This is a genomic window from Citrobacter sp. Cm046 (assembly GCF_030333065.1).
Taxonomy (GTDB): Bacteria; Pseudomonadota; Gammaproteobacteria; order Enterobacterales; family Enterobacteriaceae; genus Citrobacter; species Citrobacter murliniae.
In genome coordinates this window covers 83,217-102,909 of the sequence record NZ_JAOWGP010000042.1, presented here as the reverse complement: position 1 = coordinate 102,909, position 19,693 = coordinate 83,217, and the positions used below count along the sequence as shown (strand labels likewise).

Below are 19,693 nucleotides of genomic sequence, written 5' to 3'. Positions count from 1 at the left end.
ATCTCTCACACGGTTCAGGGCAAACTGGACTACAGAACAGGCTTAAGTTGAGTGAGAAATTCCGCAAGCGAAGCCGCCAGTACCGTTCTGTTACGGGTACCCAGCGTTTCTTTGCACACTTCTCCAGACAGGTTGCACACGGAAATGACATCAAGTTCATTTTCTTGTGTGGCAATAAAAAGCGTAGGCGATAACTTGAGTCGCTTTTGCGTAACCAGATGGCCGATCAGGTTTTCCTGAACACGCCTGAAGTCATCTTCACTCCAGGTTTGCAGCAATGTCAGCTTTTCATCTGCAAACTGCGCGTGCATATCCCCGGCAAACTGGGTGGTATAAAAAGCATGAATAGCGGGTTGTATCACAATATCAAAGGCGCGTTCAACCGCATTTACGTTGGCGTCTCCCACAAAGGGTTGGGGTTGCCAGTACACCGCATCATTGGTGGAAGAAATAATGCACGGAGAAGGTACGCCGTACAGCTCTTCGCTCAACGGCCAACTGTTATTTTGTTCATGCCATGCGTCGCAATAACGTGTCGTAAAGGCTGTCAACGCCTGCGCAGTCAATTCGTCCACTGATTTCTCTCTTCACAAAAGCCAGGATACACTTGTCGCATAGTGTATCTGGTTTATGACGGTGAAACATGTCTTCTTATGAAAACCATCAGGCGCTTGATGGCCTGACTCTCGGAAAATCAACAGATTACCGGGATAATTACGATGCCAGTCTGTTGCAGGGCGTTCCGCGCAGCCTGAACCGCGACCCGCTGGATTTAAAGGCCGATAACCTGCCTTTTCACGGTGCCGATATCTGGACGCTGTATGAACTGTCCTGGCTGAATGCTAACGGCTTGCCGCAGGTTGCCGTCGGTCACGTTGAACTGGATTACACCAGCGTTAATCTGATTGAATCGAAAAGCTTTAAGCTCTATCTGAACAGCTACAACCAAACCCGGTTTGACTCCTGGGATGCGGTTCGCCAGACGCTGGAAAACGATCTGCGCGCCTGCGCTCAGGGTGATGTCAGCGTGGCACTCTATCGTATTGACGAACTGGAAGGGCAACCTATTGCCCATTTCAACGGTACCTGCATCGATGACCAGGACATCGTTATCGACAACTACGAATTCAGTACAGAGTATCTGGAAAATGCCGTTAGCGGTGAGAAAGCGGTGGAAGAAACCCTGGTCAGCCACTTGCTGAAATCCAACTGTCTGATCACTCATCAGCCGGACTGGGGCTCCATACAAATTCAGTACCGTGGACGGAAAATCGATCGCGAGAAGCTGTTGCGTTATCTGGTCTCTTTCCGCCATCACAATGAATTCCACGAGCAGTGCGTGGAACGCATTTTCAATGACATTCTGCGCTTCTGCCAGCCGGAAAAACTGAGCGTCTACGCGCGCTACACTCGACGTGGCGGCCTGGACATTAATCCGTGGCGAACTAACACCAATTTTGTCCCCGCCATCGGCAGACTGGTACGTCAGTAATCTTTTTTCTCAATTTTGCGTGTCGGATTCCGCACGCAAGGTTGTGAAAGATCATAAGCCAGGGCTATTGTAATCAATAGAGGATGATGTCTCTCGTCCCGTAAGGAGTTTACTTGATTACACATATTAGCCCCCTTGGCTCAATGGACATGTTGTCGCAGCTGGAAGTCGATATGCTTAAACGCACGGCCAGCAGCGACCTGTATCAACTGTTTCGTAACTGTTCTCTTGCCGTCCTGAACTCCGGCAGTTTGACTGACAACAGCAAAGAGCTGCTGTCACGTTTTGAAAGTTTCGACATTAACGTGCTACGCCGCGAACGTGGCGTGAAGCTGGAACTGATTAACCCACCTGAAGATGCGTTTGTTGATGGACGTATTATTCGCGCGCTACAGGCCAACCTGTTTGCCGTGCTGCGCGATATTCTTTTTGTCAACGGACAGATCAGTAACGCCGGTCGCTTTCAACATCTGGATCTTGAAAGCTCAGTGCACATCACTAACCTGGTCTTCTCAATCCTGCGTAACGCCCGAGCGCTGCACGTCGGTGAAGCGCCGAATATGGTCGTCTGCTGGGGCGGTCACTCGATTAACGAAAATGAGTACCTTTATGCCCGTCGCGTCGGCACTCAACTGGGTCTGCGTGAACTGAACATCTGTACCGGTTGTGGTCCAGGAGCGATGGAAGCCCCAATGAAAGGTGCTGCGGTCGGCCACGCCCAACAGCGCTACAGAGACAGCCGCTTTATCGGTATGACTGAGCCATCAATCATTGCCGCTGAGCCGCCTAACCCGCTGGTTAACGAACTCATTATCATGCCGGACATTGAAAAACGTCTGGAAGCGTTTGTACGTATTGCGCACGGTATTATCATTTTCCCTGGTGGCGTAGGAACAGCGGAAGAGCTGCTGTATCTGTTGGGGATCCTGATGAATCCGGCCAACAAAGATCAGGTTCTGCCACTGATCCTGACCGGTCCTAAAGAGAGTGCGGATTACTTCCGGGTCCTGGATGAGTTTATCGTGCACACGCTGGGAGAAAATGCTCGTCGTCACTACCGCATCATCATTGATGATGCTTCGGAAGTAGCGCGCTTGATGAAAAAAGCGATGCCGCTGGTGAAAGAGAATCGCCGCGACACCGGAGATGCCTACAGTTTCAACTGGTCGATTCGTATCGCACCTGACTTGCAGATGCCGTTCGAGCCGTCCCATGAAAACATGGCCAATCTGAAACTGTATCCTGACCAGCCCGTTGAAGTGCTGGCGGCTGACCTGCGTCGTGCGTTCTCCGGTATTGTTGCGGGTAACGTGAAAGAAGTTGGCATCCGTGCCATTGAAGAGTTTGGCCCGTACAAAATCCACGGTGACCGCGAGATGATGCGGCGCATGGACGATCTCCTGCAGGGCTTTGTTGCGCAACATCGTATGAAGCTACCTGGTACTGCGTATATCCCTTGCTACGAGATCTGCGCTTAACCTCCAACGACAGATTGACGCTGCTATCGCGGTGACAGATTTGTCCATATACAAGCCGGGATTGGCACCTCTGCCTCCCGGCTTTTTTAGTGATACCAGTCACATAGCACAACTCCAACACATAAATACCAATAATATCTCCTCAAAAAAGCCTCAACACGCAAACGTTTACCTTACGAAGCCGACCGTGATTTATCGCCGCAAATTATTATTAGTCGCCAGAATTCACTAAAAATGACAGTTTTTACAGCGCAACGCTCGTATCTTCTCGCCTTACCTTTCATGGCATATGTCGTTAATGGTAGCCTTCGCGCCCGTAAATTCGCTTTGACTATTTTTTAACAGATTAATGGTCCAAATTTATCCACATAAAAGGTGGATTATTGCATTTGAGATCGCGATCACTGATACATTCATAACTAAAATGTATCTTTCCGCCCGAAAATTATTACGGCGAAAAATTATATAAAAAATCGCTAAACGAATTTCGTTTTACAGTCGGGTCTTTTTTCATTGGATTGAACCCAAACCTGACTTTTTAAGCTTCCTCCAGGAGAAATAGATGGAAAACACGCAAACCAGCACTATCGTTACGGGCCAGACCCGCAGCGCATGGCGCAAGACAGACACCATGTGGATGTTGGGCCTTTACGGCACGGCGATTGGCGCGGGTGTATTATTCCTGCCAATTAACGCAGGCGTTGGCGGTATGATCCCGCTGATTATCATGGCCATTCTTGCCTTCCCGATGACCTTCTTTGCTCACCGTGGCCTGACTCGCTTCGTGTTATCCGGTAAAAATCCGGGTGAAGACATTACCGAAGTTGTAGAAGAACACTTTGGCATTGGCGCAGGTAAACTGATTACCCTGCTCTACTTCTTCGCTATCTACCCTATTCTGTTGGTATACAGCGTTGCTATCACTAACACAGTAGAAAGCTTCCTGACCCATCAGCTAGCAATTACCCCACCGCCGCGCGCGATCCTTTCTCTGATCCTGATTGTCGGCATGATGACCATTGTTCGCTTCGGTGAGCAGATGATCGTGAAAGCGATGAGCATCCTGGTGTTCCCGTTCGTTGCTGCATTGATGCTGCTGGCTCTGTACCTGATCCCTCAGTGGAGCGGTGCGGTTCTGGAAACTCTGTCTTTTGACTCTGCTGCAACCACCGGCAATGGCCTGTTGTTGACCCTGTGGCTGGCAATCCCGGTAATGGTGTTCTCCTTCAACCACTCCCCGATCATCTCCTCCTTCGCCGTAGCGAAGCGTGAAGAGTACGGTGATGAAGCTGAGAAGAAATGTTCTAAGATCCTGGCATTCGCTCACATCATGATGGTATTGACCGTTATGTTCTTCGTCTTCAGTTGCGTATTTAGCCTGACCCCGGCGGATCTGGCTGCGGCGAAAGAGCAGAACATCTCCATCCTGTCTTATCTGGCGAACCACTTTAACGCGCCGATCATTGCCTGGATGGCACCGATCATCGCGATTATTGCTATCACCAAATCCTTCCTCGGCCACTACCTGGGCGCACGTGAAGGTTTCAACGGTATGGTAATTAAGTCTCTGCGTAGCAAAGGCAAATCCATCGAAATCAACAAACTGAACAAAATCACTGCGCTGTTCATGCTGGTAACCACCTGGATTGTGGCAACGCTGAACCCGAGCATCCTCGGTATGATTGAGACCCTGGGTGGCCCAATCATCGCGATGATTCTGTTCCTGATGCCGATGTATGCGATTCAGAAAGTACCGGCAATGCGTAAGTACAGCGGTCATATCAGCAACGTCTTCGTTGTGATTATGGGCCTGATTGCAATCTCCGCTATTTTCTACTCGCTGTTTAGTTAATCCCCTGCGCCGCCCTCGTGCGGCGCACCTCGTTACACAATGGACGCCTAATGATTAGCGTATTCGATATCTTCAAAATCGGCATTGGCCCTTCCAGTTCCCATACTGTAGGCCCAATGAAAGCAGGCAAACAATTCACGGACGACCTGATTGCGCGCGGAATACTCACTGACGTAACCCGCGTAGTGGTTGATGTTTATGGTTCTCTGTCTCTGACGGGGAAAGGCCACCACACCGACATCGCGATTATTATGGGCCTGGCGGGTAATCTGCCGGATACCGTAGACATCGACTCCATCCCGGGATTCATCCAGGATGTTAATACTCATGGACGTTTGCTGCTGGCAGACGGTCAGCATGAAGTTGAGTTCCCGGTCGATAAGTGCATGAATTTCCATACAGATAATCTGTCTCTGCACGAAAACGGGATGCGAATTACTGCGCTGGCGGGTGAAAAGGCCATATACAGCCAGACCTACTATTCCATTGGCGGTGGATTTATCGTTGATGAAGAACACTTTGGTTTACCGAATAACTCGCCGGTAAACGTACCGTACCCGTATAAATCCGCAGCCGATCTGCAAAGACATTGCCAGGAAACTGGTCTGTCGCTTTCCGGTCTGATGATGCAAAACGAACTGGCGTTACACAGCAAAGAAGAGCTGGAACAGCACTTTGCCAACGTCTGGGAAGTCATGCGTAGCGGAATTGAACGTGGCATCACCACAGAAGGCGTGTTGCCGGGCAAACTGCGCGTTCCACGTCGAGCGGCAGCACTGCGTCGTATGCTGGTAAGCAGTGATAAAACCACAACCGATCCGATGGCGGTTGTTGACTGGATCAACATGTTCGCGCTGGCGGTTAATGAAGAAAATGCTGCCGGTGGACGCGTGGTCACTGCACCGACTAACGGTGCGTGCGGGATTGTTCCGGCTGTGCTGGCGTATTACGACAAGTTCATCCGCGAAGTGAACGCTAACTCACTGGCACGCTATATGCTGGTCGCAAGCGCCATTGGTTCACTATACAAGATGAACGCCTCTATCTCAGGTGCTGAAGTCGGTTGCCAGGGTGAAGTCGGCGTAGCATGTTCAATGGCGGCGGCGGGTCTGGCTGAACTGCTGGGCGGTAGCCCAACGCAGGTATGTATCGCCGCGGAAATCGGTATGGAACACAACCTCGGTTTAACCTGCGATCCGGTTGCCGGTCAGGTTCAGGTACCGTGCATTGAACGTAATGCCATTGCCTCCGTGAAAGCGGTTAATGCTGCACGTATGGCGCTGCGCCGTACCAGCGAGCCGCGCGTGTGCCTCGATAAAGTTATCGAGACCATGTACGAAACGGGTAAAGACATGAACGCCAAGTACCGCGAAACTTCTCGCGGCGGCCTGGCAATGAAGATTGTTACCTGCGATTAATTCTCTTCAGATTGCCGGACTGGCGTTAACCGCCATCCGGCAAAATGTTGATTTCTGATATTAGCCTCGCTTCGCCGTGAATGTTACCCTACACCCTGATTTGTAAGGGAGAACATTGTGGCCGTCCATCTGCTTATCGTTGATGCACTGAATCTCATCCGCCGCATTCATGCGGTTCAGGGTTCACCTTGTGTGGAGACATGCCAGCACGCGCTCGATCAATTAATTGTGCACAGCCAGCCCACGCATGCTGTTGCAGTATTTGATGATGAAGCACGTAACAGCGGCTGGCGTCACCAACGACTGCCCGACTACAAAGCGGGCCGTCCACCGATGCCCGACGAATTACATAATGAAATGCCCGCCTTACGTACCGCTTTTGAGCAGCGTGGGGTCTGCTGCTGGGTCTCAAGTGGTAATGAGGCTGACGATTTGGCCGCAACCCTGGCAGTAAAAGTCACCCAGGCTGGGCATCAGGCTACCATTGTCTCGACCGATAAAGGCTACTGTCAGTTGCTCTCCCCGACGCTGCGTATACGCGATTATTTTCAAAAGCGCTGGCTGGATGCACCGTTCATTGAGAAAGAGTTTGGCGTACTGCCTCAGCAGTTACCGGATTATTGGGGACTGGCGGGGATAAGCAGTTCAAAAGTACCTGGCGTCGCAGGCATTGGTCCTAAAAGCGCAACCCAGTTGTTAGTTCAGTTTCAACATCTGGAAGGGATTTACGCCCATCTCGATAATGTGCCTGAAAAATGGCGTAAGAAACTGGAGGCGCACAAAGAGATGGCATTTCTTTGCCGCGATATCGCCCGGTTGCAAACGAACTTACATATCGACGGGAATTTGCAGCAACTTCGGCTGATACGATGATAAATGAATTGCCGTGTGGCTGCGCTCATCCGGCTTACAGAACCAACAAACTGTAAGCCGGATACGTACATAAGAACTACCAGGCCATATGGTACAACTCGACAATATCGGCAAGGCTCGCTTCACGCGGATTTCCACCGGTACAAACATCATCGAATGCCGCCTGCGCCAGCGCCGGTATATCGTCTTTACGCACGCCAACGTCACGTAAGTGCAGCGGGATCCCCACGTCACGGTTAAGCGCAAACACCGCATCAACGGCGGCTTTGCGTGCCTCTTCCAGAGTCAGATTTTCCACCTTCACACCCATCGCACGGGCGATATCACGGAATTTCTCTCCAGTAAATTCAGCGTTGTACTGCATTACATGCGGCAACAAAATAGCATTGGCGACGCCGTGCGGTGTGTTATAAAACGCCCCCAACGGGTGCGCCATACCATGCACCAGCCCCAGACCGACGTTTGAGAACCCCATTCCCGCAACGTACTGGCCCAGCGCCATCGCTTCACCCGCCTGAAGGTCTCCGGCAACTGAACCGCGTAACGCACTGGCAATAATCTCAATAGCTTTAATGTGCAGCGCATCCGTTAACGCCCATGCTGCACGCGTGATGTAGCCTTCAATGGCGTGGGTCAGCGCATCAACGCCGGTCGCAGCCTTTAATGCGGCAGGCATGCCATCCATCATATCCGCATCAATAAACGCCACCTGCGGGATATCATGCGGATCGACACAAACAAACTTACGCCTGTTCTCCTCATCCGTGATCACGTAGTTAATGGTCACTTCTGCTGCCGTCCCCGCCGTAGTGGGGATTGCCATAACCGGTACGCTCGGGAAGCGCGTTGGCGATAACCCTTCCAGACTGCGTACATCGGCAAACTCAGGGTTATTATGGATAATGCCAATAGCCTTACAGGTATCCTGCGGCGAACCGCCACCAATGGCTATCAGATAGTCTGCACCACTTTTCTGGAAGACACTCAGCCCTTCTTGTACCACCGCAATGGTTGGATTGGGCATTACGCCGGAAAAAATGTCCCATTCCAGACCTGCTGCGTCCATCCGCGATGTTACCTTATCGACAACACCACACTGCACCAGATTAGCATCTGTCACAATCAGCGCTTTACGGTAACCACGGCGGATGACCTCATCGGTTAACGCCCCAACAGCTCCCCGGCCAAACCATGCCGTTTCGTTCAGAATCATTCTGTTCGCCATCGTTTTTCTCCTTTCGCTATGCGAAATTACTCTTCAATACGTAATCCATAGGATTTGAATTTCTCCAGCACAATAGCGATTTCTTCATCATCCAGTACCGGAACGGGATCGACAATCGCCAGCGTGCTCAGATAAAGACGGGCCAGAACTTCCACTTCTTGTGCCAGCCACAAGGCTTTTTCCAGATTCGCCTCGCAGGCAATCAGCCCATGATGCTGCAACAGTGTGGCTTTTCGGTTTTGCAGGGCAACAACCACATGCTCTGACAGTTCGCGAGTACCAAATGTCGCATACGGCGCACATGGAATGGAGTTACCTCCGGCAGCCGCAATCATGTAGTGAATGGCAGGGATTGGACGGTTCAGAATCGACACCGCAGTGCAATGAATCGCATGATTATGCACGACCGCATTAGCATCTGGCCGTGTCTGGTAGGCTGCCAGATGAAAACGCCATTCGCTGGAAGGTAATTGTCCTTTATCATAATTACCGTCGTTATCGACATACACGATCATATTTTCTGTGAGTCTTTCATAAGGAATACCGCTGGGCGTGATCAACATTCCGTTCTCATAACGTGCACTCACATTTCCCGCCGTTCCCTGATTCAGTCCAAGGCTGGTCATTTCAAGGCAAGTTTCAATAATTTCTCGAGATAAACGCATTCTTTCCATAATGAATCTCCGGGTACAGTTTCCCCTCGTCTTTATTGCGAAATAATGCACCCGCAGAATAAGACGCGGTCAGGTTTCAGATATGAGCAGCCACTGAATATTATTATTCAGATTCAGTAGGCTGAATTATTTTTAGTACATACACAAAATCATTCAAATTGCGTCAAGACGGCAAGTGAGCGAACGCAGCCAACACGGAGGCAGCTTGAAGGATGACGTGTAGAGCTACGTGTTATTTCTGTCTGACACGCTTAATAAGTTTCATCTCAACTTTTACCGTTTCTTTAATTGGCTGATCGTCAATTGCACTCATCATCATATCGAATGCTTTTTCTGCCCAGACATTTTCGTCCTGCTGCATTGACCAGACATTATTGGCCAGGAATCCCAACATCGGATGTTCATCGAATGTCCCAATATTGATATCAGGTGGAATAACACCAAAACGGTTGCGAATCGCGATAACTGCACCTTCCAGCACGGGTAACGACGAGGCGATAAACGCCTGAGGGCAGCCCTGCTCGTTGATCAGTTTGTCCATGAGTCGATAGCCACCATCCGGGGTATTGTCCGGGCCTTCACGCACCCAATCCTGATGAGAAATACCATTTTTACTCAACGCATTTAGGTAACCTTTCAAACGATCGCCGATACTGGGTAAACCGGTATCCCCCACTAAAAACCAGATTGGCGATTTCCCCGCGTCAAACAAACTTTGCGTCAGCTTTTCACCACCCAAAATATTATGACTTTCAACCAGCGCGTTATCGGTGTACTTAAAATCACGGTCAAGTAACACCATTGGTTTTCTGACCTGGCGTAAATGGTGTTGCTGATTTTCTAATGTCGAAGGAACAATAAAGAGACCATCAACATTGCGTGCAATTAACGCTTTGGTTAATTTGTTTTCGTAATCCACATCATCGTAGGTACAGCTAATCGTTAGCTGATATCCAGAGCGACGACAGCGTTGCTCGAGTTTTTCTGCGAGCGTGGCAAAAAAGACGTTGGAAATATTGGGCACAATCAGACCCAGCGTATCCGTTTTATTGAGTTTCAGGCTACGGGCCGAATGGTTTATCACGTAACCATATCGCTCAACGTATTCATTAATGCGAGTCTGGGTTTTGACGCTGATCCGATATTGCTCAGCTTTCCCATTCAACACCAGTCGCACGGTCGTAACCGATAAATTCAGATCGCTGGCTATCTGTTCTACTGTTTTAGCCATCTATATGCCCCAGTCCACATCCAAAACGTCCATTCACAATCATAAAAGTATTTTAAACTTTTGTCTTACTGCATCAGTTGGTTAAGCGTCTGCTGTTGATCCCACATTGTAAGATAAGCCTGATATTTGCGGGTATAAAAGTCCTGCCGCTGTGGATTTGCCTTAATCACTTCACCTGGCGTAACCATCGCCTGGCACGCTGCTGGAAAATTCGACCACGCGCCGCTTGCGACCGCGCCGGTAATCGCCGCGCCTAATGTCACGGCATCTTCTTCCTGCATCAGATGGATATCGCATCCGGTAGCATCGGCATACTCTCGCAGCCACAAAGGATTATGCGTAGCGCCGCCACACAGCGTCAGTCGAGAAATGGTATGGCCGTTTTCGCGCATCACTTCCATAATATGCCGCGTACCGCAGGCGATCGCCTGTAATGTCGCCAGATACAAGCGGGCAAGCTGTCCCTCTCCTCGCTCAAGAGTCAAACCGCAGACGCTGCCCCTGGCATCGGGTCTTGCTCGCGGTGAACGGTTTCCGTGGTGATCGGCCAATACATGCAGATAGCGCCCCGGTTCCGATTCATTTTCTTCCAGCGCAGCAACCCATTCATTCACTAAAACGATCGGATGACAGCCCCGCGCTTCGGCTTTACGAAACAGCTCGGCGCTGGCTCCTGACTCCTGAAGTGTCCAGTCAACTAACGCACCGGCAGCACTCTGCCCACCTTCCGTCAACCAGTAGCCTGGCAACATGGCGGACCAGTACGGTCCCCATACACCCGGCGTATGAATTTCCTGTGCGCTGCATAACATATGGCAATTTGACGTTCCGCTAATCAGCGCCAGCGTTCCCGCAGGCTGAGCACCAGCAAGTGCAACTCCGCCAGCATGGGCATCAATCATTCCACTAGCGACCACTACTGCTGTCGTCAGCCCCAACGCCTGTGCAGCTTCTGGGCTAAGCGTACCAACAGCAGCTCCCGGCGGCAGGATCCGAGACGGAATTTTGCCCAGTAGATCGGTTAATTCAACAGCGTCGAGCAGGGAATGGCTAAAGCGTTGCTCATGTGCCAGATAGTTCCATTTGCAGGTCAGGGTACACAGTCCCGCCACATCATTATCGGTGGCTTTCCAGACCAGAAAATCCGCCAGATCGTAGAGGCGATGCGCACTCTGCCAGGTAGCGGGAAAATGATTCTTCAGCCAGAGTGCTTTAGGAAGCTCCATTTCTACACTAACTTCACCACCTACGTAGCGCAGAGCCGGATCCTTTGTCGCATTGATACACTGGGTCTCTTGCGCTGCACGGTGATCCATCCACATGATGATGTTATGGTCCGGCGATTCCCCAGGTGAAACCGCCAGCCCCTGCCCTTGCTTATCCAGCGCGACCAGAGAACAGGTGGCATCAAAACCCAGTGAACGGATCTCCTCTGCAGGAACGCCGGCCGACGACACCGCCCCTTTCACCGCACTGCAAACCTGCAGCCAGATTTCAGCAGAAGATTGCTCCACTCGCTCCGGGCCTGGTCGAAACTGCGAGATAGGGAAAGTCGCAAAGGCCAGGCGCTTGCCGCTGGCATCAAATACACCGGCCCTGACACTTGCGGAACCGACATCCACACCGAGGAAATATCCACTGCTCATAGTAACTCCCTACGCTGGCTAAAAATGGGGCGAGAGTTTCGCCCCAACGGGCTTATTTCTTACCGAATGGGTGCAATAACTTCTCGATTTCCGGCGTGTTAATGTTCTTCGCGTTAACAAATTTCACGGGAATATCGATCTCTTTCGGTACGGACTGACCCGACACTGCGGCATTCAGCGTTTTGATACCCTGATAGCCAATCTGATAGGCATCCTGTACCACAAAGCCCTGGATAACTCCGGACTTCAGGAAGGCAATAATCGCCTCGGTACTGTCAAAGCCAATCACCTTCACTTTGCCCTTCAGGTTTTGACTATCAATAGCGTTAGCAACCCCCAAAGTTGAACCTTCATTGGTGCCATAGATCCCTGCGATGTCAGGGTTCGCCTGAATCATATCGATGGTCTTATCCATCGCTTTTTGCGGATCGCCATCGCTGTACTGGACAGGGAGAACCTGGATATCCGGATACTTTTCCTTCATGCGGGCAATAAATCCTTCCGAGCGTTCAATCGCTGAAGAGGTGCCTGCCACATGCGCAATAATGCCGACTTTTCCTTTGTTACCCACCTCAGCAGCAAGCGCATCTGCCGCTTCTGCCCCCGCTTTACGGTTATTGGTTGCCACAAAGCTGGCAGGAATATCGGAATTCACGCCAGAGTCAAACGTCACGACCTTAATGCCACGTGAGTTGGCCGTTTCCACCAGCGGTGCGAGTGCATTGGCATCTAACGCCGCCAGCAACAGTCCATTAGGTTTTTGCGCCATTGCATTTTCAACTAACTGAATCTGCTCAGCAATTTGGGTTTCATCCGCCGGTCCGACATAGCTGGTTTTATCACCCAGCTCTTTCGCTGCCGCTTCTGTACCCATTTTCACGGTTTGCCAGAATTCATGCTGGAAACCTTTACTGACCACCGGAAGATTCATATCTTTAGCCAATGCGCTGGAGGTCATGCAGGCCAGCAGAGATAACGCATAGACAAAATGCCTGGTTTTCATTGTTGTACTCCGTTCTGAGTGAGTCACCCTAAACGTCAGGGTTATGATGCCCCGTGACTACCGGGAGCGTTAATCAACGAATTTTCTTGCGTAATGTATCGAGGTAAACCGCAGCGATAACCACGACACCCATTGCTACCATTTGCCAGAACTGAGAGACACCCATCAGGTTCAGACCATTTTTCAGTACACTCATAATGAATGCGCCGATGATAGTGCCACCGATAGTCCCAATCCCGCCCATCAGGCTGGTACCGCCAATCACAACCGCAGCTATCGCTTCCAGCTCATAACCCACACCGACCGTAGGTTGTCCTGAGTTCAGACGAGAAGCCAGAATGACCCCGGCAATCCCGGTCAGCAGACCGCAAAAGGCGTAGACGAAAATTTTGACGCGCTGGACTTTGATCCCGGAAAGATGTGCTGCAACTTCGTTACTGCCTACAGCGTAAACATAACGGCCAATGACCGTTTTCTTCAGGATATAAGCGGCAATCAGCGCGACAACAACAAGGTAAAAAACAGGATAAGGCAGCACATCGAACAGGCGTCCCTGCGCCAGCATTTTGAACGTAGGGTAATCAGCAAAGTAAATCGCGCGACCGTCAGTCATCACCATGTTGATGCCCCTGACAGACATCATCAGTCCCAGCGTGGCGATAAATGGCGGTATCGTCATTTTGGTTACCAGTATCCCGTTGATATAGCCGCATAATCCTCCGGCCAGAACACCTGCCAGGATACACACTGGCAACGGCAGGCCCAGCGTTGCGCATATCCCTACCGCTACCCCGGAAAAGGCGACGACAGACCCGAGAGAAAGATCGATCCCTGAGGTGATAATGACGAAGGTAACGCCAATTGCCATGATGCCAATCACCGAGGTTTGCAGGGCAATTGTCATAATGTTTTCAGTATTAAAGAAAAAAGGTGAGCCAAAGCTAAAAAATATCACCAGAATAATCAGGCTAAAAAGCGGCGCAAGGCGCATTAAAAGTTCTTTGTTAATTTTTATTTTCTTATTATTGCTGTCTGAAGAGGTTACAGAGATAGTCATAAATTAGTCCTCTAACGTCGCGTATTGCATGATTTTTTCTTGTGTGGCGTCATCAGAAGCTAACTCACCGGTAATACGGCCATTGCGCATAACTAAAATGCGATCGCACATACCCAGCACTTCCGGTAATTCAGAAGAAATCATGATAATTGATTTTCCTTTTGCCACCAGACGATTCATTAATTCATAAATTTCAAGTTTAGCCCCTACATCAATACCACGCGTGGGCTCATCAAAGATGAGAATATCAGTATCCTTACATACCCATCTGGCAATAATAATTTTCTGCTGATTACCGCCACTTAAATTCAACGCAGCCTGCTCAAGATGCGGCGTTTTAATTCGCAGAGTTTTTACCTGTTCCTGACTTATTTTCTGACAGCGTTTACTATCAACATTGCCATAGCGATCGGAATACTCCGGGTAATTGCCGAGCATAATATTACGCTCAACAGACAAGCCTAATGCCAGTCCTTCTTTTTTTCTGTCCTCGGTTAAATAGCTGATACCTTGCCTGATGGCGTCAGGGATATCTTTTACCACCGTCTCTTTGCCGCGCAGCTTAATCGTTCCACTATCTATTGGGTCAGCGCCGAAAATCGCACGCGCCAGTTCAGTACGACCTGCGCCCATCAGACCGGCAAAGCCTAAAATCTCCCCCTGGTGAAGGGTAAAGTTGATGTCGTTCAGTACACCTTTTCGCGTCAGACCGCTCACCTCCAGCACCGGTTTGCGCTGGGATTGTGGCTCGCGACGAGGATAGATATTGCCGAGATCACGGCCAACCATCATAGCGATCAGATCGCTGATTTTTACCGCATCATAATCAACGGTGGCGATAAACTGACCATCCCGCATGACGGTGGCACGATCGGCAATCAGCGCCAGTTCCTCAAGCCGGTGAGAGATATAAACGATGCCAGTACCCTGCTCTTTAAGTAAACGGGTAACCTGAAATAAACTGTCGATCTCCGTTTCGGTTAGTGCAGCGGTCGGTTCATCCATAATTAGAACTTTGGCATTCACCGATATCGCTTTTGCAATCTCAACCATTTGTTGTTGCGCGACAGTGAGGTCGGCAACCAGAGTCTCTGGCGAGATATTCAGGTTTAATTTTTGCAAAATATCGATAGCAGCCTGGCGCTGTTGTTTTTCATCAAGGCGCCAACGGTTATTTTTGCAAAACTCCCTGCCAATAAATATATTCTCTTCAACCGTGAGTTCAGGAAAAAGATTAAATTCCTGGTGAATAATCGTGATCCCGGCTTTCTGGGCGCTCAATGGGTTCGCGAATGCAACGGGTTGGTCCTCGAAAACAATATCTCCCTCATCAGGTTGATAAACACCGGATAAAATTTTCATCAGGGTAGACTTTCCCGCGCCATTTTCCCCCAGCAGCGCATGAACCTCACCTTTGCGTAAAGCAAAATCCACATTACTCAACGCTAATACTCCGGGAAAACGTTTCGTAATATGACTCATCTGTAAAAATGTTTCGGACATTGCTGCTTTCCTCAATATACAGAAACTGCAGTCAGTGAATCAGGCGAAAACAGCGTTGTCAGGGAGCCATCGTCACCGTTGATGCGAATACTTCCTAAAGATCATATACGTTTTATCAAAAATGCTAACTCGAGTTAGCGATTTGCCTTTTAAAGCTATTTTAGCTGCCAAAAATAACCAAATCATTTGGTTTAAAATTGTGATGCCGGGCAGACAATTTATTCTATCCCTCTGATTATAAATAAAATTATCTTAAATCAGTGATTTTGTTTATTTGACGCAGATCGAATTTTAACCACTTCTCGTGAAGCTTCTCACAGTTCCACAACAAAAAAGTTGTGCAAAAAACTCTCTAATACCTAAGCTAACTCGAGTTAGCAAAAATGAAAAATTCAGCCAACTGCGGCAGTGGTATCCAATATCCACTTCAGCTGCACGGCATAAAGTGAGATGAGGAACCTCGAATGAACAAAATCAGTTTACCGAAAATCGGTATTCGTCCGGTGATTGATGGGCGTCGCATGGGTGTACGTGAATCGCTCGAAGAACAAACCATGAACATGGCAAAAGCCACTGCCGCGCTTATCACAGAGAAACTTCGTCACGCCTGTGGCGCACAGATTGAATGTGTGATCGCAGACACCTGCATTGCCGGGATGGCTGAATCCGCCGCCTGTGAAGAAAAATTCAGCGGTCTGAACGTTGGTGTGACGATTACCGTTACCCCATGCTGGTGCTACGGTAGCGAAACTATCGACATGGATCCTATGCGTCCGAAAGCCATCTGGGGCTTCAACGGAACAGAACGTCCTGGCGCCGTTTACCTGGCGGCAGCTCTGGCTGCGCATAACCAAAAAGGTCTCCCCGCCTTCTCTATTTACGGCCATGATGTGCAGGATGCTGGTGACACCACTATCCCCACCGATGTAGAAGAAAAACTGCTACGTTTCACGCGGGCGGGCTTAGCCGTTGCCAGCATGAAGGGCAAAAGTTATCTGTCCGTAGGGGGTGTTTCGATGGGGATCGCAGGATCTATCGTCGATCATAACTTCTTCGAATCCTGGCTGGGAATGAAGGTTCAGCCTGTTGATATGACCGAATTACGTCGTCGCATTGACAAAAAAATCTATGACGAAGCTGAACTGGAAATCGCACTGACGTGGGCGGACAAAAACTTCCGCTACGGCGAAGATCAGAATGCGCAGCAATACAAGCGTAACGAGGAACAAAGCCGTGCGGTACTGAAAGAGAGTCTGCTGATGGCAATGTGCATCCGTGACATGATGCAAGGGAATAAGAAACTGGCAGAAAAAGGCCTTGTAGAAGAGTCTCTGGGCTACAACGCTATTGCTGCTGGTTTCCAGGGGCAGCGCCACTGGACGGATCAATATCCAAACGGCGACACCGCCGAAGCGTTGCTGAACAGCTCATTCGACTGGAATGGTTTACGCCAGCCGTATGTTGTCGCCACCGAAAACGACAGCCTGAACGGTGTGGCGATGCTGTTTGGTCACCAACTCACCGGAACGGCGCAAGTCTTTGCCGATGTGCGCACCTACTGGTCACCCGAGGCGGTAGAGCGCGTAACTGGTAAACCGCTGACTGGTCTTGCTGAACACGGCATCATCCATCTGATTAACTCTGGATCTGCGGCACTGGACGGCTCCTGCAAACAGCGCGACAGCGAAGGCAAGCCAACCATGAAACCGCACTGGGAGATCTCGCAGCAAGAAGCAGATGATTGTCTGGCGGCTACCGAATGGTGTCCGGCAATCCACGAATACTTCCGTGGCGGCGGCTACTCTTCGCGCTTCCTGACCGAAGGCGGCGTGCCGTTCACCATGACTCGCATCAATATCATCAAAGGTCTGGGTCCGGTACTGCAAATCGCTGAAGGCTGGAGCGTGGAGTTGCCGAAGGATGTGCACGCGCAGCTTGATGAGCGCACCAACTCCACATGGCCGACAACCTGGTTTGCACCGCGCTTAACCGGAAAAGGACCATTCACCGATGTCTATTCAGTGATGGCTAACTGGGGCGCTAACCATGGCGTACTGACGATTGGCCATGTTGGCGCAGACTTTATTACGCTTGCCGCCATGCTGCGTATCCCGGTTTGTATGCACAACGTGGAAGAAGAGAAAATTTACCGTCCTTCAGCCTGGGCAGCCCACGGTATGGATAGCGAAGGCCAGGACTATCGTGCCTGCCAAAACTACGGGCCGCTGTATAAGCGTTAAGAGTTCCATCCCCATAACGACAGGGTTCTCATACCCTAAGTCATTCAAGCGCAGGACAAAAACGCATTAGCATTTTTGTCCTGCAGTTTGAGGTATGACGGGTATGCCAGGAGCGATTATGAAACAAGACGTTATTTTGGTCCTCGACTGTGGTGCGACGAACGTGCGAGCCATAGCCGTTGACCGTCAGGGACAAATTATCGCCCGCGCCTCCACCCCCAATGCCAGTGATATTGCCGCTGAAAACAGTGTCTGGCATCAGTGGTCCCTTGATGCCATTCTGCAGCGCTTTGCCGACTGCTGCCAGCGACTCGCAACTGAACTCGCCTCCTGCCAGATCCGCGGGATTACGGTCACTACGTTTGGTGTTGACGGCGCGCTGGTTGATGAGCATGGTGAGTTGCTTTATCCGGTGATCAGCTGGAAATGTCCGCGTACCGCCGCCGTCATGGCCAGTATCGATCGCCTGATATCACCACAGCAGTTGCAGGACATCTCCGGTGTCGGCGCTTTCAGCTTCAACACGCTGTACAAACTGGTGTGGCTCAAAGAGAACCACCCACGATTGCTGGAGCAGGCGCACGCCTGGCTTTTTATTTCATCGCTTATCAACCACCGCTTAACCGGCGAATTCACCACAGATATCACGATGGCGGGAACCAGCCAGATGTTGGAGATCCATCAGCGAGATTTCAGCCATGACATTCTGCAGGCAACTGGTATACCCCGCCGGCTTTTCCCACGCTTAGTCGAGGCAGGGGAACAGATCGGAACGCTGCAAAACGAAGCCGCAAAGCAGCTTGGGCTTCCGCCAGGTATTCCGGTTATTTCCGCCGGGCACGACACGCAGTTTGCGCTGTTTGGCGCAGGCGCGCAGCCGGATGAACCGGTGCTCTCTTCCGGCACATGGGAAATTCTGATGGTGCGCAGCGCACAAGTGAATACTCCCCTGCTCAGCCATTATTCAGGTTCCACCTGCGAGCTGGACAGTCAGAACGGACTGTACAACCCCGGTATGCAATGGTTGGCTTCCGGCGTGCTCGAGTGGGTGCGTAAACTGCTGTGGACGGCAGAAACGCCCTGGCAAACGCTGATAAGTGAGGCGCAAGCTATTCCAACAGGCGCTGAAGGCGTAAAGATGCAGTGCGATTTGCTCACCAACGCTAACGCAGGCTGGCAGGGTGTCACATTGAACAGCACTCGCGGACATTTTTACCGTGCAGCACTGGAGGGATTAACGGTACAGCTCCAGCAAAATCTACACACGCTGGAAACTATCAGCCACTTCAAGGCGACGGAGCTGCTGTTAGTTGGCGGAGGAAGTCGCAACGCGCTGTGGAATCAGATAAAAGCCAACGTACTCGGGATCCCCGTCAAGGTACTGGATGACGCCGAAACTACCGTCGCCGGAGCTGCAATGTTTGGCTGGTCAGGTATTGGTGAGTTTGCTACCCCGGAACAGGCCCGCGCACAGGTGCGCTACCGATATCGCTACTTCTATCCCCAAACCGAATCCGAACTCACAGGAGTCGAGTGAAATGCTTAAAACGATTTCCCCCTTAATTTCCCCTGACCTGCTGAAAGTGCTGGCGGAAATGGGACATGGCGATGAGATAATTTTCTCCGATGCCCACTTTCCGGCACACAGCATGGGACCACAGGTTATCCGTGCCGATGGTTTGCAGGTCAGCGATCTGTTGCAGGCCATTATTCCGTTGTTTGAGCTGGACAGCTACGCCCCACCGTTGGTGATGATGGCCGCCGTAGAAGGAGATTCTCTCGATCCGAACGTTGAAAGGCGTTACCGCGATGCGCTCTCTTTAACGACTTCCGGACCGGATATTACCCGCATCGATCGCTATGCATTCTATGAACGGGCGCAAAAAGCGTTTGCGATCGTCATTACCGGAGAGCAGGCAAAATACGGAAATATTCTTTTGAAAAAAGGGGTAACGCCGTAATCTCTGGTCAGAATGCCCGTCAGATACGGGCATTCATCAA

General features: G+C 50.6%; 16 protein-coding genes. 8 read left to right on the top strand and 8 right to left on the bottom strand.

What is annotated here, in order from left to right; all coding sequences use genetic code 11:
• Positions 1-29: 29 nt before the first annotated feature.
• Positions 30-575, bottom strand: a complete 546-nt coding sequence (gene syd / locus OGX98_RS14740; protein WP_045446901.1) for a SecY-interacting protein — start codon at positions 573-575, stop codon at positions 30-32.
• A gap of 68 nt (positions 576-643) precedes the next feature.
• Between syd and queF the strand changes: the two genes are divergently transcribed.
• The 5 genes from queF to xni all read left to right on the top strand — a co-directional run bounded on the left by queF (position 644) and on the right by xni (position 7,113).
• Complete coding sequence (queF, locus tag OGX98_RS14735; protein ID WP_045446904.1) at positions 644-1,492, top strand: NADPH-dependent 7-cyano-7-deazaguanine reductase QueF; 849 nt, start codon at positions 644-646, stop codon at positions 1,490-1,492.
• Positions 1,493-1,605: 113 nt separating this feature from the next.
• Positions 1,606-2,970, top strand: a complete 1,365-nt coding sequence (gene ppnN / locus OGX98_RS14730) for a nucleotide 5'-monophosphate nucleosidase PpnN (protein WP_045446906.1) — start codon at positions 1,606-1,608, stop codon at positions 2,968-2,970.
• 562 nt (positions 2,971-3,532) lie between these two features.
• The gene (locus tag OGX98_RS14725) at positions 3,533-4,822 is read left to right on the top strand and encodes an HAAAP family serine/threonine permease (RefSeq protein WP_045446909.1); all 1,290 of its coding nucleotides are present in this window, start codon (positions 3,533-3,535) and stop codon (positions 4,820-4,822) included.
• 50 nt (positions 4,823-4,872) lie between these two features.
• Positions 4,873-6,240: an L-serine ammonia-lyase gene (locus OGX98_RS14720; RefSeq protein WP_045446912.1), complete on the top strand. Its 1,368-nt coding sequence runs from the start codon at positions 4,873-4,875 to the stop codon at positions 6,238-6,240.
• Between the two features lie 117 nt (positions 6,241-6,357).
• The gene (gene xni / locus OGX98_RS14715) at positions 6,358-7,113 is read left to right on the top strand and encodes a flap endonuclease Xni (protein WP_286493354.1); all 756 of its coding nucleotides are present in this window, start codon (positions 6,358-6,360) and stop codon (positions 7,111-7,113) included.
• 76 nt (positions 7,114-7,189) lie between these two features.
• On the opposite strand, the gene fucO is transcribed toward xni, so the two are convergent.
• The 7 genes from fucO to OGX98_RS14680 form a co-directional block, all read right to left on the bottom strand.
• Entirely contained in the window at positions 7,190-8,338 is a 1,149-nt protein-coding gene (gene fucO, locus OGX98_RS14710; protein WP_200009918.1) for a lactaldehyde reductase, read from the bottom strand.
• Positions 8,339-8,364: 26 nt separating this feature from the next.
• A complete protein-coding gene (fucA, locus tag OGX98_RS14705; protein ID WP_045446921.1) occupies positions 8,365-9,012 on the bottom strand; it encodes an L-fuculose-phosphate aldolase in 648 nt (215 codons plus the stop codon).
• Positions 9,013-9,244: 232 nt separating this feature from the next.
• The gene (locus OGX98_RS14700) at positions 9,245-10,243 is read right to left on the bottom strand and encodes a LacI family DNA-binding transcriptional regulator (protein WP_045446924.1); all 999 of its coding nucleotides are present in this window, start codon (positions 10,241-10,243) and stop codon (positions 9,245-9,247) included.
• A 65-nt stretch (positions 10,244-10,308) separates the two neighbouring features.
• The gene (locus tag OGX98_RS14695; RefSeq protein ID WP_048220647.1) at positions 10,309-11,889 is read right to left on the bottom strand and encodes an FGGY-family carbohydrate kinase; all 1,581 of its coding nucleotides are present in this window, start codon (positions 11,887-11,889) and stop codon (positions 10,309-10,311) included.
• Between the two features lie 52 nt (positions 11,890-11,941).
• Positions 11,942-12,892 (bottom strand): ABC transporter substrate-binding protein, encoded by a 951-nt coding sequence (locus OGX98_RS14690; protein WP_045446930.1) that lies wholly within the window; start codon positions 12,890-12,892, stop codon positions 11,942-11,944.
• A gap of 73 nt (positions 12,893-12,965) precedes the next feature.
• A complete protein-coding gene (locus tag OGX98_RS14685; RefSeq protein WP_045446933.1) occupies positions 12,966-13,949 on the bottom strand; it encodes an ABC transporter permease in 984 nt (327 codons plus the stop codon).
• Between the two features lie 3 nt (positions 13,950-13,952).
• Positions 13,953-15,452: a sugar ABC transporter ATP-binding protein gene (locus OGX98_RS14680; RefSeq protein ID WP_200009919.1), complete on the bottom strand. Its 1,500-nt coding sequence runs from the start codon at positions 15,450-15,452 to the stop codon at positions 13,953-13,955.
• A gap of 464 nt (positions 15,453-15,916) precedes the next feature.
• Between OGX98_RS14680 and fucI the strand changes: the two genes are divergently transcribed.
• The 3 genes from fucI to fucU all read left to right on the top strand — a co-directional run bounded on the left by fucI (position 15,917) and on the right by fucU (position 19,653).
• The gene (gene fucI / locus OGX98_RS14675) at positions 15,917-17,692 is read left to right on the top strand and encodes an L-fucose isomerase (protein ID WP_045446939.1); all 1,776 of its coding nucleotides are present in this window, start codon (positions 15,917-15,919) and stop codon (positions 17,690-17,692) included.
• A gap of 118 nt (positions 17,693-17,810) precedes the next feature.
• Positions 17,811-19,229 carry an L-fuculokinase gene (fucK, locus tag OGX98_RS14670; protein ID WP_045446941.1) on the top strand — a complete coding sequence of 473 codons (1,419 nt, stop codon included), beginning with the start codon at positions 17,811-17,813 and terminating at the stop codon, positions 19,227-19,229.
• A 1-nt stretch (position 19,230) separates the two neighbouring features.
• Positions 19,231-19,653, top strand: a complete 423-nt coding sequence (gene fucU / locus OGX98_RS14665) for an L-fucose mutarotase (RefSeq protein ID WP_045446943.1) — start codon at positions 19,231-19,233, stop codon at positions 19,651-19,653.
• Positions 19,654-19,693: the final 40 nt, after the last annotated feature.

Excerpts from the sequence above, each read along its gene's own strand:
- queF (WP_045446904.1), top strand. The coding sequence starts at position 644 with ATGTCTTCTTATGAAAACCATCAGGCGCTTGATGGCCTGACTCTCGGA.
- OGX98_RS14725 (WP_045446909.1), top strand. The coding sequence starts at position 3,533 with ATGGAAAACACGCAAACCAGCACTATCGTTACGGGCCAGACCCGCAGC.
- OGX98_RS14720 (WP_045446912.1), top strand. The coding sequence starts at position 4,873 with ATGATTAGCGTATTCGATATCTTCAAAATCGGCATTGGCCCTTCCAGT.
- fucO (WP_200009918.1), bottom strand. The coding sequence starts at position 8,338 with ATGGCGAACAGAATGATTCTGAACGAAACGGCATGGTTTGGCCGGGGA.
- fucA (WP_045446921.1), bottom strand. The coding sequence starts at position 9,012 with ATGGAAAGAATGCGTTTATCTCGAGAAATTATTGAAACTTGCCTTGAA.
- OGX98_RS14700 (WP_045446924.1), bottom strand. The coding sequence starts at position 10,243 with ATGGCTAAAACAGTAGAACAGATAGCCAGCGATCTGAATTTATCGGTT.
- OGX98_RS14695 (WP_048220647.1), bottom strand. The coding sequence starts at position 11,889 with ATGAGCAGTGGATATTTCCTCGGTGTGGATGTCGGTTCCGCAAGTGTC.
- OGX98_RS14690 (WP_045446930.1), bottom strand. The coding sequence starts at position 12,892 with ATGAAAACCAGGCATTTTGTCTATGCGTTATCTCTGCTGGCCTGCATG.
- OGX98_RS14685 (WP_045446933.1), bottom strand. The coding sequence starts at position 13,949 with ATGACTATCTCTGTAACCTCTTCAGACAGCAATAATAAGAAAATAAAA.
- OGX98_RS14680 (WP_200009919.1), bottom strand. The coding sequence starts at position 15,452 with ATGTCCGAAACATTTTTACAGATGAGTCATATTACGAAACGTTTTCCC.
- fucI (WP_045446939.1), top strand. The coding sequence starts at position 15,917 with ATGAACAAAATCAGTTTACCGAAAATCGGTATTCGTCCGGTGATTGAT.
- fucK (WP_045446941.1), top strand. The coding sequence starts at position 17,811 with ATGAAACAAGACGTTATTTTGGTCCTCGACTGTGGTGCGACGAACGTG.
- fucU (WP_045446943.1), top strand. The coding sequence starts at position 19,231 with ATGCTTAAAACGATTTCCCCCTTAATTTCCCCTGACCTGCTGAAAGTG.